The organism is Phenylobacterium sp., assembly GCF_031181185.1.
Taxonomy (GTDB): Bacteria; Pseudomonadota; Alphaproteobacteria; order Caulobacterales; family Caulobacteraceae; genus Phenylobacterium.
In genome coordinates this window covers 1-15,253 of record NZ_JAPSKZ010000006.1, presented here as the reverse complement: position 1 = coordinate 15,253, position 15,253 = coordinate 1, and the positions used below count along the sequence as shown (strand labels likewise).

At 70.7% G+C, this 15,253-nt stretch carries 19 protein-coding genes; 5 read left to right on the top strand and 14 right to left on the bottom strand.

All coding sequences use genetic code 11. The annotated features are described in order from the left end of the window. Positions 1 to 7: 7 nt before the first annotated feature. Positions 8 to 853, top strand: a complete 846-nt coding sequence (locus RIF93_RS01375) for a cytochrome c1 (RefSeq protein ID WP_309087689.1) — start codon at positions 8 to 10, stop codon at positions 851 to 853. A gap of 57 nt (positions 854 to 910) precedes the next feature. Here RIF93_RS01375 and RIF93_RS01370 read toward each other — a convergent pair whose 3' ends face one another. Next, the gene (locus RIF93_RS01370; RefSeq protein WP_309087687.1) at positions 911 to 1,711 is read right to left on the bottom strand and encodes a hypothetical protein; all 801 of its coding nucleotides are present in this window, start codon (positions 1,709 to 1,711) and stop codon (positions 911 to 913) included. A 68-nt stretch (positions 1,712 to 1,779) separates the two neighbouring features. Here RIF93_RS01370 and RIF93_RS01365 point away from each other — a divergent pair, with 68 nt between their 5' ends. Beyond that, complete coding sequence (locus RIF93_RS01365) at positions 1,780 to 2,250, top strand: hypothetical protein (RefSeq protein WP_309087685.1); 471 nt, start codon at positions 1,780 to 1,782, stop codon at positions 2,248 to 2,250. Here RIF93_RS01365 and RIF93_RS01360 read toward each other — a convergent pair. The 9 genes from RIF93_RS01360 to lgt form a co-directional block, all read right to left on the bottom strand. Then, complete coding sequence (locus tag RIF93_RS01360; protein WP_309087683.1) at positions 2,247 to 2,933, bottom strand: dienelactone hydrolase family protein; 687 nt, start codon at positions 2,931 to 2,933, stop codon at positions 2,247 to 2,249. The two genes, RIF93_RS01365 and RIF93_RS01360, sit on opposite strands and share 4 nt — an antisense overlap. Positions 2,934 to 2,952: 19 nt before the next feature. Further along, positions 2,953 to 4,050 carry a redox-regulated ATPase YchF gene (ychF, locus tag RIF93_RS01355; RefSeq protein ID WP_309087681.1) on the bottom strand — a complete coding sequence of 366 codons (1,098 nt, stop codon included), beginning with the start codon at positions 4,048 to 4,050 and terminating at the stop codon, positions 2,953 to 2,955. Positions 4,051 to 4,119: 69 nt separating this feature from the next. Continuing rightward, positions 4,120 to 4,749: an aminoacyl-tRNA hydrolase gene (gene pth / locus RIF93_RS01350; protein WP_309087679.1), complete on the bottom strand. Its 630-nt coding sequence runs from the start codon at positions 4,747 to 4,749 to the stop codon at positions 4,120 to 4,122. A gap of 17 nt (positions 4,750 to 4,766) precedes the next feature. Further along, on the bottom strand, positions 4,767 to 5,387 hold the full coding sequence (locus RIF93_RS01345) for a 50S ribosomal protein L25/general stress protein Ctc (RefSeq protein ID WP_309087677.1): 621 nt from the start codon (positions 5,385 to 5,387) through the stop codon (positions 4,767 to 4,769). Positions 5,388 to 5,525: 138 nt separating this feature from the next. After that, positions 5,526 to 6,548, bottom strand: coding sequence for a hypothetical protein (locus RIF93_RS01340; RefSeq protein WP_309087675.1), 1,023 nt, complete (start codon positions 6,546 to 6,548; stop codon positions 5,526 to 5,528). Positions 6,549 to 6,661: 113 nt separating this feature from the next. Then, entirely contained in the window at positions 6,662 to 7,597 is a 936-nt protein-coding gene (locus tag RIF93_RS01335) for a ribose-phosphate pyrophosphokinase (protein WP_309087673.1), read from the bottom strand. A gap of 57 nt (positions 7,598 to 7,654) precedes the next feature. Beyond that, a complete protein-coding gene (gene pgeF, locus RIF93_RS01330; protein ID WP_309087671.1) occupies positions 7,655 to 8,416 on the bottom strand; it encodes a peptidoglycan editing factor PgeF in 762 nt (253 codons plus the stop codon). 1 nt (position 8,417) lies between these two features. Beyond that, positions 8,418 to 9,473 (bottom strand): SAM-dependent methyltransferase, encoded by a 1,056-nt coding sequence (locus RIF93_RS01325; protein WP_309087669.1) that lies wholly within the window; start codon positions 9,471 to 9,473, stop codon positions 8,418 to 8,420. Beyond that, entirely contained in the window at positions 9,460 to 10,332 is an 873-nt protein-coding gene (gene lgt / locus RIF93_RS01320; protein WP_309087749.1) for a prolipoprotein diacylglyceryl transferase, read from the bottom strand. Before lgt ends, RIF93_RS01325 begins: the two co-directional genes overlap by 14 nt. A gap of 120 nt (positions 10,333 to 10,452) precedes the next feature. Between lgt and RIF93_RS01315 the strand changes: the two genes are divergently transcribed. The 3 genes from RIF93_RS01315 (at position 10,453) to proC (ending at position 12,202) form a co-directional block, all read left to right on the top strand. Beyond that, on the top strand, positions 10,453 to 10,710 hold the full coding sequence (locus RIF93_RS01315; RefSeq protein ID WP_309087667.1) for an accessory factor UbiK family protein: 258 nt from the start codon (positions 10,453 to 10,455) through the stop codon (positions 10,708 to 10,710). 144 nt (positions 10,711 to 10,854) lie between these two features. Beyond that, positions 10,855 to 11,358, top strand: coding sequence for a YbjN domain-containing protein (locus RIF93_RS01310; RefSeq protein ID WP_309087665.1), 504 nt, complete (start codon positions 10,855 to 10,857; stop codon positions 11,356 to 11,358). Positions 11,359 to 11,404: 46 nt separating this feature from the next. Then, on the top strand, positions 11,405 to 12,202 hold the full coding sequence (gene proC, locus RIF93_RS01305) for a pyrroline-5-carboxylate reductase (protein WP_309087747.1): 798 nt from the start codon (positions 11,405 to 11,407) through the stop codon (positions 12,200 to 12,202). Here the strand turns inward: proC and RIF93_RS01300 are convergent. Genes RIF93_RS01300 through RIF93_RS01285 form a run of 4 tightly spaced genes read right to left on the bottom strand, consistent with a single transcriptional unit; the run spans position 12,199 to position 15,193 of the window. Beyond that, entirely contained in the window at positions 12,199 to 12,609 is a 411-nt protein-coding gene (locus RIF93_RS01300; RefSeq protein ID WP_309087663.1) for a DUF2147 domain-containing protein, read from the bottom strand. The genes proC and RIF93_RS01300 overlap by 4 nt on opposite strands. A 24-nt stretch (positions 12,610 to 12,633) precedes the next feature. Beyond that, positions 12,634 to 13,998, bottom strand: coding sequence for an ATP-binding protein (locus RIF93_RS01295; RefSeq protein WP_309087660.1), 1,365 nt, complete (start codon positions 13,996 to 13,998; stop codon positions 12,634 to 12,636). Beyond that, on the bottom strand, positions 13,998 to 14,705 hold the full coding sequence (locus tag RIF93_RS01290) for a response regulator (RefSeq protein ID WP_309087658.1): 708 nt from the start codon (positions 14,703 to 14,705) through the stop codon (positions 13,998 to 14,000). The genes RIF93_RS01295 and RIF93_RS01290 overlap by 1 nt, the downstream gene beginning before the upstream one ends. Beyond that, positions 14,702 to 15,193 carry a MarR family transcriptional regulator gene (locus RIF93_RS01285; protein ID WP_309087656.1) on the bottom strand — a complete coding sequence of 164 codons (492 nt, stop codon included), beginning with the start codon at positions 15,191 to 15,193 and terminating at the stop codon, positions 14,702 to 14,704. Before RIF93_RS01285 ends, RIF93_RS01290 begins: the two co-directional genes overlap by 4 nt. Positions 15,194 to 15,253: the final 60 nt, after the last annotated feature.

Genomic DNA, 15,253 nt, shown 5'->3' with positions numbered 1-15,253 from the left:
CCTGAAGATGCTGCGCAAAGGTATCGCGCTCGCGGCGCTGGGGCTCGCCTTCCTCGCGGGTCCCGCCCTGTCGGCCTCCGCGCCCAAGGAGCCCAAGAACGTCACCTGGGGCTTCGAAGGTCCGTTCGGCAAGTTCGACCAGGCCCAGCTTCAGCGGGGCTACAAGGTTTATCGGGAGGTCTGCTCGGCCTGTCACGCGATGGATCTGCTCTACTTCCGCACCCTCGCGGAGAAGGGCGGGCCGTTCTACGACCCGAAGTATCCGAACCCGAACGACAACCCGTACGTGAAGGCGCTGGCCGCCGACGTGCAGGTCAGCGACGTCGACTCCGAGACGGGCGACACGATTCAGCGTCCCGCGACGACGGCCGACAAGTTCCCGAACCCGTTCCCGAATGAGGCCGCCGCGCGCGCCTCGAACGGCGGCGCGGTCCCGCCGGACCTGTCGGTGATCACCAAGGCCCGCTCGGGCGGTCCGCAGTACATCTACTCGCTGCTGACCGGCTACGTGAACCCGCCCGCGGGTCTCGCGGTGCCGCCCGGCGCCTACTACAACCCCTACTTCCCGGGCGACCTGACCGCCTACTGGAGCGGGGATCACCACAACGTGCCGAAAGGCGGCACCCTGGCCATGCCGCCCCAGCTCGCGGACGGCAAGGTGACGTTCGACGACGGCACGCCGTCGACGATCGATCAGCAGGCCAAGGACGTGACCGCGTTCCTGACCTGGGCCGCCGAGCCGAAGATGATCGAGCGCAAGACCTTCGGGCTCGGCGCGATGATCTACCTGGTGCTGTTCTCGGTGCTGCTGTGGTTCAGCTACCGCCGCATCTGGCGCAACGTCGCCCACTAGGGCGCCGCGCCTGGCCGATCGAAGGGCCCGCCGGAGCGATCCGGCGGGCCCTTTTCGTTAGCGGGGTAGAGCAAGCAGCAGCTTGCCGGCGGGGAAGTCGAACCGCAGGCGGTAGCGCGAGAGCACGGGCCCGCCGATCGTCCCAGCCGCCTCACCCTTGGCCGGCTCCAGGCCGGCGGCCTGATCGCGGAGCCCGGCGCCGGCTAAGCCCAGTTCGGGCAGGCGCGCCAGCCAGACGCCGGTCGGCTGCAGTTCCTGCGGCCGATCGGTCCCGGCGACGGTCGCAAGGTCGTCGGCGAGGCGCACGGCGGCGGGCTCTCCCGTGGCGGGCGTGAAAGGCCCCTTGAGTAGGCGTTGGCCGTCGGCGACTTCGGCCTGGACCACCGGACGTCCCTGGTCCCACGCGAGCGGCAGGGCGCGGGTCGCGCGGAAGGCGGGCGCCTCGCCGGGTCTCGACAGGCGCACGCGGCAGGGCGCGAAGCTCACGTCGACCACGAAATCCTTCAGGACGTCGGCGCCCACCACGCCCAGGATCGGCGTCGGCAGGTTCCAGCCGCGGTAGTCGAGGTCGGCCACCGCCACCGGACCGGACGCGATCTCCACCCCGGCCAGCCGGACGCCGCCGCTGATCTCCGTGACCGTCGGCGCGTCTATGCCCTCGGCCTGGGCCTTGGTCTCGTGCAGCTGGGTGCGCGCGCTGCCGGTGTCCAGGATGTAGTCGCCGGAGATGCCCGCCACCTGGGCCGGGACCACGACCACGCCGCCTTCGAACCAGCAGGCGGTCTCGCCGGCGCGCGCCGCCGCAGGGGCCGCCAGCGCCGCCGCCAGGATCGCCAGGGTGAGTCTGTCGCGTGTCACGCCCGACCATAGCGGCTTCCGCGGCTTTGCGCCTTACCCCAGCCCTATCGCCCGGCCTAGAGTGGGGGATGACCCACACGCCCGCCTGGCGGAACTTCAGACGCATGCAGGACATGACCGCCGCCGCGGCCGTGCTGATCTATGCGGGCGCGGTGCTGCACGCCTTCGAGCGATTGCCGGGGCCGACGGCGCTGATCGTCCAGCGCACCTTGGTATGGCCAGGCATTTTCCTTCTGCTGTCGCTGGGCGTGCCCCTGGCCGTGGGCGTCGTGCGCCGGCCGCTGGCTCGCTATGTCTGGATGAGCTTCAAGGCGGGCTTCGGCCAGACCGCGGGCTCGGTCGTCATGGGCGTGGTGCTGCTGATGGGGGCGGCGCTCTTCATGTACTGGCAGATCGCCAGCGCCGAGAACGGCGGGCGCTATCCTGCGGGCGTGTTCTCGGGCTACGCCGCCGGCATCGGCATCCTCGCGGCCCAGGCGCTGCTGGTGCGGGTGCTGGAGAAGCACCCCGAGGTGAGGCGCGAGATCGAGACGCCCTAGACGTCGCCGCGGCTGCTGCCGCCCCCGTTGCGGGCGAAGAGCTGCAGGGTGCGGAGGCGGGCTAAACGGGCGGAGTCCTCGTGGTAGTCGCGACGACGATCCGACACGAAGCCGTGGCCGGCGTCGTAGAGGTAGATCGGCAGATCGGGGTGCTTCTCGCGGATCTCATCCACCCGCTCCATGGGGATGGAGGCGTCGGTCTTGCCGAAGTGGAGGATGGTGGGGCAGCGGGGCGTCTCGTCCACGAGTTCGCTGATCCGCCGGCCGTAGAACGAGGCGGCCGCGGCGACGCCCTCGCAACGGCAGGCGACCAGCCAGGTGGCGGCGCCGCCCCAGCAGTATCCGGCGACGAAACGCGGGCCTGCCAGAGCGTCCAGCGCCGCCTGGGCGTCGGCGGCCACTTGGTCCCAGGGCGTCGCCTTGGAAAGGTCGACGCCCTTCTGGATCGAGGCCTCGCTGTAGTCGGCCTCGAAGCCGCGCTCGAGGCGGTCGTAGAAGCTGGGCGCGATCACCTCGTAGCCGTCGGCGGCGAAGCCGTCGGCGAGCTCGCGGATGTGGTCGGTGACGCCGAAGATCTCCTGGATCAGCAGCAGGCCGCCGCGGCGGGCGTCGTCGGGGCGGGCGCGGTAGGCGTCGAACTCGAAACCGTCCAGGGAGCTGGTCAGCCGGATCGTCTCGCCCATCTTCGCCACCCTTGGTCCGCTAGACGTTGAACCGGAAGTTCATCACGTCGCCGTCCTTGACCACATACTCCTTGCCCTCGGAACGCAACTTCCCGGCGTCGCGGGCGCCGGCTTCGCCGCCGAGACGGACGTAGTCGTCGTAGGCGATGGTCTCGGCCCGGATGAAGCCCTTCTCGAAGTCGGTGTGGATAACGCCGGCGGCCACCGGGGCGGTGTCGCCCTTGTGGATGGTCCAGGCGCGCGCCTCCTTGGGCCCAACGGTGAAGTAGGTCTGCAGCCCCAGCAGGTGGTAGGCCTCGCGGATCAGCTTGTTCAAGCCGGGCTCGGACAGGCCGAGGGTCTCGAGGAACTCGGCGCGCTCCGCCGGGTCGAGCAGGGCGATCTCGCTCTCGATCTTGGCCGAGATGACCACGCTGTCGGCGCCGTCCTTGGCCGCGCGCTCCTGCACCTTGCGGGACAGCTCGTTACCGTCGGCGGCGGAGCCCTCGTCAACGTTGGCGACGTAGAGGGCGGGCTTGGACGTCAGCAGCTGCAGCATGCGCCAGGCCTTCTCGTCCTCGGGCGAGATCTTGGCGACGCGGGCGGGACGGCCTTCGTTCAGCTCCGCGAGCGCCACCTTCACGAGGCGCAGGGTCTGAGTGGCCTCCTTGTCGCCCACCTTGGCGCGCTTCTCGAGGTTCACCACCCGCTTCTCGAGGCTCTCCATGTCGGCCAGCATCAGCTCGGTCTCGATGGTGTCGAGGTCGGCCAGCGGATCGACGCGGCCCTCCACGTGGGTGATGTCGTCGTCGATGAAGCAGCGGGCGACAAAGGCCACGGCGTCGCAGTCGCGGATGTTCGCCAGGAACTGGTTGCCCAGGCCTTCGCCCTTGGACGCGCCGCGGACGAGGCCGGCCACGTCCACGAAGTTGATGCGGGCGGGGATGATCTCCTTGGAGCCCGCGATCTTGGCCAGGGCGTCGAGGCGCGGCTCGGGCACGGCCACGTCGCCGACGTTGGGTTCGATCGTGCAGAAGGGATAGTTCGCGGCTTGGGCCGCGGCGGTCTGGGTGAGCGCGTTGAAGAGGGTCGACTTGCCAACGTTCGGCAGGCCGACGATCGCGACTTTCAGGGCCATGGGACTTTCGGTGTTCCTAGAGTGGCGGCGGACCTAGCACGGGCCGCCGGTAGCGTCATGCCTTCGGCGTCATTCCCCCAGGGACTTCCCTTGGGCGAGCTTGCGCGGATCGGCCTTCTCGGCGGGGGCCAGGCGCATGACCTCGGCCTGGTACTTCTCGTCGTCGCCGGCCGCGAGCAAGGGAGCGGCGTCGGCGCAGGCTTCAAGCAGCGGCTCGACCCACTTCATCTCGGCCTTGTGGAAGTCGGACAGCACGTGGCCGTGCACCAGCGCCTTGTCGCCCGGGTGGCCAGTGCCCAGGCGGGCGCGGCGGAAGTCCGGACCGATCTGCGAGGTCACCGAGCGGATGCCGTTGTTGCCGGCCGCGCCGCCGCCGGTCTTCATCCGGAAGCGGCCGGGCGCGAGGTCGATCTCGTCGTAGAAGACGACCACGTCGGCGGGCTTGAGCTTGAAGAACTTCATGGCCTCGCCCACGGCGCGGCCGCTCTCGTTGTAGTAGGTCTGGGGCTTGAGGATCAGCGCCCGGACCGGACCCTGCGGCGTGTCGATCGAGCCTTCCGAAGCCAGGCTCTGGAAACGCGAACGCGCCGCTGAGAAGCCCCAGCGGCGCGCAATCTCGTCCACGGCCATGAAGCCGATGTTGTGGCGGTTCTTCGCGTAGGTCGGGCCAGGATTGCCCAGGCCTGCGATCAGCAGCATCGCCGAAGCGGGGAGGACTACTCCTCGCCGCCCTCCGCGGCCGCTTCACCGCCCTCGCCCGTCTCTTCAGCGGCCTCGGCCATCGCGCCAGCGACGCTGGCGACCGTGGCCTCAGCATCGACCGCGGCCACGACGCCGGCCGGCAGCTTCAGGTCGCCGACGCGGATGGTCGCGCCGATGTCCAGGCCGGTCAGGTCGAACACGATCTCTTCCGGGATCTGGTCGGCCGGGCAGGAGACGGTCAGGGTGTGCAGGGCGATGTTCAGGGTGCCGCCGCGCTTCAGGCCCGGCGAATCGTCCTGGTTGGTGAAGTGCACGGGCACTTCGATCTTGATCTGCTGGTGCTCGTCGACCCGGTAGAGGTCGAAGTGCCACGGCTCGTCGGTGACCGGGTGCATGTCCACCGCCTTGGCGATGACCGGCTGGGTCTCCTGGCCGTACTTCAGCGTCACGAGGTGGCCCAGCAGCTTGCCCGTGTAGAGCGCCTTGCGGAACTCATTGCTCTTCACCGCGATGGCGACGGGATCCTTGTCGCCGCCATACAGGATGCCGGGAACCAGGCCCGAGCGACGGGCGGCGCGCGCGCCGCCGGTGCCGGTCCGCTCGCGCACTTCAACGTTCAAAACGATCTCGGCCATGGCCTTGCCTCAAAACGAAGCCGCCGCGCGAACCGCGCGGCGACGGAATTCCGCAGACCCATCCGGGTCGAAAGGTGCGCGTAGATACACAAAAGCCCCGGCCTGCGCAACGGCCGGGGCCTTAGAAAAGTCGGGGCCTTAGCGCGTCGTGCTGACGGGCGTCGCGGCGGCCTGCGGCGCGGCGGTCAGCTTTGTCGAAGGCTCGACCGGCTCGGGCACGCCCGCGCTCTTCAGCACGCACTTGCCGGTGTCCATCAGGCTGTGCACGCCGAGGCAGAAGACGTCCTCGTAGTGGGGCTTGGAGACGGCCAGGCATTGATAGAGATTCAGCTTGGACATGTTCAGGCAGGTGGCCGCGTTCGGGTCGGCCAGGATCGGCATCACCTGCTCCAGGCTGGCGTCGTCGGCGAAGCCGAGGGCCGCGAGCGCCGCCACCGCCATCGAGCGGACGACGACCGGCGTGTACGGCGGGCTGGCCGTCTGGCCGCTGACGCCCAGCGATCCGGCGCTGACCACCGCCTGCTGCAGGCGGGCGGTCTCGGCGGTGTCGCCCATGACCGGGGTGGCGGAGAGCTGCTTTGCCAGGATCAGCCGGGCCTCGCGGCCGGCGACTTCCTTCTTGGACCAGGGGGCGCGCTGCACGTCATAGGCGGCCTGGCGCACCGCCTTGCCGGCGGCGAGCAGCTTGCGGCCGTCTTCGCCCAGGGCGTTCATGACCATGCCGGCGGCGCCGGCCGAGCCCTGGATGCCGATGACGTAGGCCGGGTCCTTCATGATCTCGTAGGCGATCGTCCGGCGCTGGGTCGGGTCGGAGGCGTAGGTGCGCACGCCCGCCACGAAGCCGGGGTCCTGCAAGGCCACCACCGCGCCATAGGCGATGGCGCCGCGCAGCAGCTGCTGGGGTTCGTAGGCGGCGCCAGTGCGCACGCCCTGGGCGACCTCCTCAGGGCCGGCGAACGTCGGCGAGATGGCGCCGGCGGTGGCGACGTAGCGCCGATAGGCGCTGGCCTGCTCGATCACCTTGGGCGAAAGGCTGACCGCCGGCGGGGCCGGCGGCGGGGCGATCACGGGCGGGGCGGGCTCGGCGCAGCTGGCGAGCACGGCGGCCGCGGCGACGGCGGCCGCGGTCAGCGCGCGGCGGGCCTGAATGAAGGACGGCATCGGACGGCTTCCCCCTCTTACGAGTGGATGAATCTTTAGCATGCCCCCCGGCAGATCGTGCCCTAGACCCGTAAACTCTTGCTGAGCAAGCGTGGCCTGGAACTCGACGTCTCTCAGTCGAACAGTTTGGAGACGGACTCCTCGTTGGCGATGCGGCGGATCGCCTCGCCGATCAGGGCCGCGCAGCCGACGGTGCGGATCTTCCCACACTGGGACACCTGGTCCGACGCCTCGATGGAGTCGGTGATCACCAGCTCTTTGAGGACCGAATTCTTCACCCGCTCGGCCGCGGCGCCCGACAGCACGCCGTGCGTGATGTAGGCCGAGACCTCGGCCGCTCCCGCATCCATCAGCGATTGCGCCGCCGAGCAGAGCGTCCCGGCCGAATCAACAATGTCGTCGAAGATGATCAGCCGGCGGCCGGTCACGTCCCCGATGATGTTGGCGACCTCGGACTTGCCCGGGCCCGAGCGGCGCTTGTCGACGATGGCCAGGTCGGCGTTCAGCCGGCTGGCCACCGCAAGCGCCCGGACCACGCCGCCCACGTCGGGCGAGACGATCAGCAGCTCGTCCGGCTTGGCGTAGTTGGTCTTGATGTCGGCGGCCATCAGGGGCGCGGACTGAAGGTTGTCGGTCGGGATGTCGAAGAAGCCCTGGATCTGGCCCGAGTGCAGATCCATCGTCAGCACCCGGTCGGCGCCAGCGCGGGTGATGAGGTTCGCCACCAGCTTCGCCGAAATCGGCGTGCGGCCGCCGGTCTTCCGGTCCTGACGCGCATAGCCGAAGTAGGGCATCACCGCCGTGATCCGGCGGGCCGACGCGCGCTTCAGCGCATCGATGCAGATCAAGAGCTCCATGAGGTGGTCGTTGGCGGGATAGGCCGTCGATTGCAGGACGAAGACGTCCTCGCCGCGGACGTTCTCGTCGATGGTCACCCAGACCTCGTTGTCCGGGAACCGCTTCACCTGCGCCCGCGTCAGGGGCAGGTCGAGGTGGGAAGCCACCGCCTGCGCCAAGGTGCGGTTGGAGTTGCCGGCCAGCAGCTTCATCGGACCCCCAGATGTCTTGATGCGCGCGCTTGTAGCAGCGGCGGCGCGGGAGTCCAGTTACGCCAGCACGATGGCCGACAGGAGGCGCCCGTAGTAGCTCTCGCCACGCTTGAAGGCCCGCCGGTTCGAGAAGAACAGGTCCTCCTCGGCGCAGGTGTCGCGGCCGATCCACTCGCAACGCTGCACGCCGGCCGCCTTCAGCCGGGCCAGGACGAAGCCCGGCAGGTCGAACATGCGTTTGTCGTCGCTCGCGGCCGACTGGAAGAACTTCGCATAGGCGCGGTCGTGCTGCAGGAAGCGGTGGGCGAATTCCAGGCCGACCTCGTAGGACTCCGGCCCGATGCAGGGGCCCACGGCGGCCCGGATGCGGTCGCGGCGGGCGCCCAGCGTCTCCATCCGGGCGATGGCGGCCTCGGCGACGCCCGTCAGCGCGCCTTTCCAGCCGGCGTGGGCGGCGGCGACCACGCCGGCCTGGGGGTCGGCGAGCAGGATGGGCGCACAGTCGGCGGAGAGCGCCCCACAGATCACGCCGGGCGTGGCGCTGACGACGGCGTCGGCCTGGGGCGGTCCCGCGGGCCACGGGCCGTCGGCGACGAGGGCGGTGGGCGAATGGACCTGGTAGGCGGTGACGAGCTCGCCCTTGAGGTGCTCGGCGCAGCGTCGGCGGTTCTCCTGCACCGCCGCCGGCTCGTCGTTTGAGCCCGCGCCGACGTTCAGGCTGGCGTAGAGGCCCTCGGAGACGCCGCCCTGGCGCGTGAAGAACGCGTGGCGGATTCCCGGCAGGTCCAGCAGCGGCGAGGTGAGGACGGGGAGGGTCATGTCACGCCTCTTCAAATGCCGGCGGGGTCCAGCCGGGGGAGTGCAGGCAGCAGGCCTTGAAGAGCTCGCCCATCTGGTCGGCGGCGACCAGTCGGTTGAGCTGGCGGCCGATGGCGGGCGCCTTGTCGGGGCGGGCGCGGACCAGGGCCTCGGCGCGCTCGCCGATCCCGAGCCTCGCCAGGAACTCGGCCTGGGTCAGGATAGCCGCCGAGGCGCCCTCGCGTCGGGCGGCGGCCATCACGGCGGGGAAGTCGGCGTGAACAGTCAGGTCGGCCTCGCCCGGACAGGCCAGGGGATCGACCTTCTCGTGCCGCCTCAGGGCCTGCAGGGTGTCGCCGAAGCCGGGCAGGCTGCGGCCATAGTCCACCAGGAGGGCCGCGCCGCCGTCACGCACGACCCGCGCGCCGAGCTCGGCGCCCAGGGCCTCCTGTGGCGCCGACTGCTCGAACACCGCGCCTTCGCGGGCGTCGGGCAGCAGGAGGTTCGCGGGCGTCGGCGCCATCCGGAAGGCGAGGCGGCCGTCGGCGCCCAGCCCGACCACCTGCTCGGCCCAGCCGGTCGCGGTGCGGACGAACTGGCGGGCCGGCAGGCAGTCCAGGAGCTCGTTGGCGAAGAGGATCAGCGGCGCATCCCCGGGCACGTCGGCCAGGGCGGCGGCCCAGCTGACCGCATCGCCCAGGCGTTCGGCCTGGCGCGCCTTCAGCGGTTCGGAGGTCTCGACCAGCCAGACATCGCAGGCCTCGAGGAAGCCCGGCGCCGTTCGCGCCGCGCGCAGGACGTCACTCATCAGCGTGCCGTCGCCGGGCCCCATCTCGACGAGGCGCACCTGGGCGGGCTCGCCCATCCGCTGCCAGGAGACGGCGGCCCAGGCGCCGATCAGCTCGCCGAACATCTGGCTGACCAGCGGCGCGGTGACGAAGTCGCCGGCTTCGCCCAGGGCCGGCCGCGTGGCGTAGTAGCCGAACTGCGGGTCGTGCAGGCAGGCGGTCATGAACTGGGCGACCGTCAGGGGGCCGCCTTCACCGATCTCGGCGGCCAGCTTGTCAGCGAGCGTCATGGGCCTGGGCGGCGGTCTCCGGCGGCAAGGGCTCGCGCATCCCGCGCCAGATCAGCCAGAGGCCGAACAGCAGCATCGGGATGGAAAGATAGATGCCCATGGTCAGGCCCAGCGGCAGGTTCTCGAGGCCGGCGTCGGGCTGGCGAACGTTCTCGAGGCTGATGCGGAAGAGCGCATAGAAGGCGGTGAACAGGCCCATGACGACGCCGCGGCGGTTGAGAAGCTTCGCCCCATGGGTGGCCCAGCGCAGGATCAGGAAGAGGACGATCCCTTCCAGCGCCGCTTCGTAGAGCTGGCTGGGATGGCGGGCGACGTCGCCGGCAGGGCACCAGCCGAGCGTCTCCTGGATCTTCTGGTTGCAGAAGACGACGCCCCAGGGGACGTCGGTCGGACGGCCCCAGAGCTCGCCGTTGATGAAGTTGGCCACACGGCCGAAGAACAGCCCAATCGGCACGACCGCGGCGACGACGTCCCCCAGCCGCCAGAGGTCGACCTTGTTGCGGAGCGCGAAGAGGATGATGGCGATGAAGACGCCGATCGCCCCACCGTGGAAACTCATGCCGCCTTCCCAGATCTGGAAGATCCGCAGAGGCTCGGTCCAGATCAGCTGGGGCGTGTAGAAGAGCACGTGGCCCAGTCGGCCGCCGATGATGATCGCCAGCGTCACCCAAAGGACGAAGTCGTCGATCTGTTCGGTGGTGGCCGGCGGCGGACGGCGCGTCCACAGCCGGGGGTTCTTCACGATGGCTGCGGCATAGCGCCAGCCCAGCAGGATGCCGGCGACGTAGGCCAGGGCGTACCAGCGGATGGCGATGGGTCCCATTTGGACCAGGACAGGATCGAACTCTGGAAACGGCACGGTTTGGGCTGCTCCGGCGTTGGTGTCCTGGGTGTTAGACGAGAAGCCCTTCGCTTTCACCCCCTGAAGGGCCATATAGAGGAAGAGGCCGGCGCTCCCGCAGGCCAAGACGAACGCAGAATGCAGACCCAGAACCCGATCCTCGACGAACTCGCGAAGCTGACGACGGCCGCCATGGGCATGGCCCAGGCCGCGGGCGAGGAGGCCAAGGCCGCCTTCCGCAGCCAGGCCGACCGGATCGCGGCCGAGATGGACCTCGTCCGACGCGAGGACTTCGATGCGCTCAAGGCCGAGCTCGCCGCCCTTCGCCTCGAGGTGGAGGCCCTGCGCGCGGCGCAGACCGCGCCCAAGCGCACGACCAAGGGCGGCCCGGCCTGACCGTTCCTGTGCACAACACGCCCACGAGGCCCGCGCGTCGCAAGAACGAAGTGACGGCGCGGCCGCAAACCAGATTACTTTCAGTATCGCAGGCGATTCGGGGACGGCTCTCCGCCCCCAGCCCGCTGCGAAAGGGGTCTTAGATTGGACACCTCCCTGTCGGACGAAACCGTCCTCCTCTCCAACGATCCTCTCGATGTGGTCGAGCACGTGCTCACCGCCGAGAACCTTCCCTTCGACCGGACAGAAGACGGCGACCTGGCCTTCTCGCTGGCCGGCGACTGGAAGGACTATGAGCTCTGGTTCGCCTGGCGGCCCGAGGGCGACACCCTGCAGCTGTGCCTGTCGGTCGACCTGACGGCGCCGAAGGAGCGGCGGATGGCGGCCCACGAGCTGATCGCGGCGATCAACCCCCGCGTCTGGCTGGGCCACTTCGAGCTCTGGGAAGACGGCGAGATCATCTTCCGCCACGGCATGGCGCTGATGACCGGCGAGCAGCCCAGCCTGGCCCAGGCCGCGGCGATGATCGACGTGGCCGTCGAGGCGGCTGACCGCTTCTACCCGGCCTTCGACTTCATGCTGCGCGGGGCCAAGAGCCCGCAGGAGGCGATCGCCGCCTGCATGTTCGAGACGGTCGGCGAGGCGTAACACCCCTCGCGCATCGCGGGCGGCGCCGTTAGGTTCGCCCGCGATGATGACGCCCATACTGATGCTGGGCGCCGGCCGGATGGGCGGCGCCATGCTGGACGGCTGGCGCGCCGCCCAGGCCTTCCACCCCGCCGAGCTGATGATCCGCGACCCGCATCCGGGACCGTCCGCGACGGACGCCGCGGCGGCGGGCGCTATCCTCAATCCGCCGGACGGGGAGCTCGCGAGGGCGAAGACCGTCGTGCTGGCGGTGAAGCCGCAGCTGTGGCGCGAGGCCGCGGCCGAGACGCAAGGCTGGCTCGCCGCCGACGCGGTGATCGTCTCCATCGCGGCCGGCGTGAAGGCCGCCGACATTGCCAAGGAATTCGGCGGCCGCCCCGTGGCGCGGGTCATGCCCACGACGGCGGCGGCCATCGGCCAGGGTACGGCGAGCCTGTTCTCGGACGATCCGGCGGCCCTGGCGCGGGCGCATGCGCTGTTCGAGCCGCTGGGGGCGGTGGTGGATCTCGCCGACGAGGGCCAGATGCACGCCGCCACCGCCGTCTCTGGGTCCGCGCCAGCCTATCTCTATGCCTTCATCGAGGCCCTGGAAGGCGCGGGCGCTGCGGCGGGCCTGGCCCCGGCGGATGCGCGCCGGCTCGCGCGCTCCACGCTGACCGGAGCGGCGGCCCTGCTTGCGAGCACCGGCGAAGACCCCGCGGAACTGCGCCGGCAGGTCACCTCGCCGGGGGGCACGACCGAGGCGGCGCTGAACGTGCTGCTGGCCGCCCAGGGCGGTCTGCCCGACCTGCTGCGCGAGGCTGTGGGCGCGGCCGTGCGTCGGTCGAAGGAGCTGGGCGCCTAGCCGCGCCGCCAGGTCTGCGCCTGGCAGACCACCAGGACGCAGCCCTCGACCTTCAGCGTCCCGTTGGCGTTCGCGCTGATCTTGGAGTCGTAGGTCTTGCCGCTCTCCGGATCGTAGATCTTGCCGCCGGTCCAGCGGCCGGGGCCCGCCTGCTTGAAGTCGCGGATCAGGTTCATGCCCACAATGGCGCGGTCGCGAAGCTTCGGATCGGGATTGTTGGCGTCCTTCGCGCCCGCGTTCTTCAGCCAGACGACCGTGCCGCACAGGCGGTCGGCCTTGCCGGCGCACGGCGCAATCCGGACCTTGGCCGTGCCAGCCTGGGTGAGCCATTCGCCCTCCACCGGATCGGCGGCGAAGGCGGGCGTAGCGAGGAGCGAGGCGGCGGCGGCGAGCAGGATCGGACGCATGTGGTTCCTCCGGTTTGCTTCAGTCTATCCCGGCAGCCGGACAACAGCGCGTAAACCGCCGAGCGGCGATCGATCGAGCGTGATGTCGCCGCCGTGGCCGCGGGCCACGTCGCGGGCGATGGCGAGGCCCAGGCCTACGCCCTTGGTGTTCTGGTTGCGGGACTCGTCGAGGCGCGAGAACGCCTTGAAGGCGTCCTCGTAGCGATCGGGAGGGATGCCGGGGCCGTCGTCGTCGACGACGATCTCGACGCCGCCCTGGGGCCGCTTGCGGGCGGCGACCTCGACGCGCTGGCCGTGCGCCGCGGCGTTCATCACCAGGTTCGACAGCGCCCGCTTCATGGCGTTCGGCCGGACGGTTGCGGTGAGGTCCGGGTCTGCGACGACCTTCACCTGGGCGCCGGCGCGTACGGCGTTCTCGCTGACCTCGTCGATCAGCCGGCGCAGTGGGGCGGCCTCGAGCGCCTCGCCGCCCTCGCCCCGGGCGAAGGCGAGGTACTCGTCGATCATGTGCTCCATCTCGACGACATCACGCTTCATCTCGGCCGTCGCCGAACTGGGCTCGGCCAGCGCCAGCGCCAGCTTCAGGCGGGTCAGCGGCGTGCGCAGGTCATGGCTGACCGAGGCGAGCAGGGCCGTGCGCTGGTCGATGTGGCGCTGGATACGCGCGCGCATGTCGAGGAAGGCGCGTGCGGCCCGGCGGACCTCCTTGGCGCCCTGCGGCTTGAAGCTGGGCTGGTCGGCGCCGCGCCCGAAGGCTTCGGCGGCGTTGGCCAGCCGCTCGATCGAGCGCACCTGGTTGCGGATGAAGAGGATGGCGAGCGCCGTCAGCAGCACCGTGGCCACGGTCATCCAGAGGATGAAGATGTGTCCCTGCGTGGCGAAGGCCCGGTCGCGCGGCGCCAGCACCCGCATCACTCCGCCCGGTACGGCGACGCGGATGTCGACGTAGGCCGGGTAGCGGGTGGTGTCGAACCAGAACGGGTCGTCCAGCCGCTCGGACAGCGCCCGCTGCAGCGAGCGGTCGATGGGGGCGAAGAACGGCTCCCAGATCACGGGCGGGTCGCGCCGCCGGGCAGGCAGCTGGCGGCCGGGCTGCAGGGCGATGGAGAGACCCATCGACTCCTCGGCGCGGCGCGACAGGCGCGCGAAGCTCTCGGGCCGGGCGTCGTCCTTGTAGCTCTCGACCGCCCAGGCGATGTCGCCGGCAAGGCCCTCGGAGAGTCGGGCGGTGACCGTCTGCCAGTGGGCGTCGAAGAACGCCCAAGTGACCGCGATCTGCATCAGCGCCACCGGCAGGACGATGATGAGCAGGGAGCGCCCGAACAGCGACGTCGGCAGGCGCCGCTTCAGCCAGCGGCCGATCCCGCGCAGGAACGACGGCGAGGTCATCAGTCGGGGACGAGGCGGTAGCCCACGCCGCGTACGGTCTGGAGGTAGCGCGGGGCCTTGGGGTCTTCCTCGATCTTGCGGCGCAGGCGGGTCACCTGGACATCCACCGCGCGGCCGGAGGGATCGACCGAGCCGCGGGCCAGCTCCAGCCGGTCGACCGGCTCGTGCGGCGTGCGGGCCAGCTGGCGCAGCAGGGCGACCTCGGCTTCGGTCAGGCGCACGGCCTCGCCGTCGCAGCTGAGCTCGCCGCGTTCGGCGTCGAACCGGCAGCGGCCCAGCGACAGCACGCCGCCGGGCGTGGGCTTGTCCTGGGCGCGGCGCAGGATCGCCTCGATGCGCAGCAGCAGCTCCTCGGGCTCGAACGGCTTGGGCAGGTAGTCGTCGGCGCCCAGTTTCAAGCCTTCGATGCGATCGCCGGCCTCGCCGCGGGCGGTGAGCATCAGGACCGGCGTCTTGCCGGCCGGGCCGCGTTGCTCGCGCAGCCAGCGGGTCAGGGAGAAGCCGTCCTCGCCCGGCATCATCACGTCGAAGACCGCGAGGTCGAAGTCCAGCGTCGCGAGCAGACGTCGGGCTGGCGCCCCGCCGGCCGCCGCGGTCACCCGGAAGCCGGCGCGGCTGAGATAGGCCTTCAGGAGGTCGCGGATGCGGTCGTCGTCGTCGACCACCAGCAGGTGGCGGCCGCGGGGATTGGACTGGGCTAGGCTCATCCGACGCCTCCTCCGGCGTTGGGGCTGCGCGTGCGGCCGCCGGCCAGCGCGGCGAGGATCCTGCGGGCGCCGGCCACGCCGTCCAGACCGCCCACCCGGTAGGCGCGGCCGAGTTGGCTGCGCAGGCGTTCGCTGACGGCGGCTTCGAAGGCCAGGCCCTTCTCGGTGAGCGCCGCGGTGCGGCGGCGGCCATCGAGGTCGCCGGCCGTCTTCTCGACGAGGCCCTTGCCGGCGAGGTCGACGAGGATGCGGCTGGCGGCCTGCTTCGACAGGCTGGTCAGGTGGGCGAGCTCCTGGACGCCGATGCCCGGTCGGCGGCGCAGCAGGAAACAGGCCCGCCAGTGCGAGCGACCCAGGCCCAGGTTCTCGGCCTCGAGCCCCTGGTCCACGGCGGCCCAGAGGGCGGCTTCGGACAGCATGATGAGTTCGAGCCCGGCGTCCAGCTCGTCTTCTCGGAGGATCAGGCGCGGGTCGGCAGGCGCGTTCACGCCGTCACCATACGCCGCGCCCGCCGGGTTTCGCTAGGTCAGGCCAGCCAGGCTTCTGGG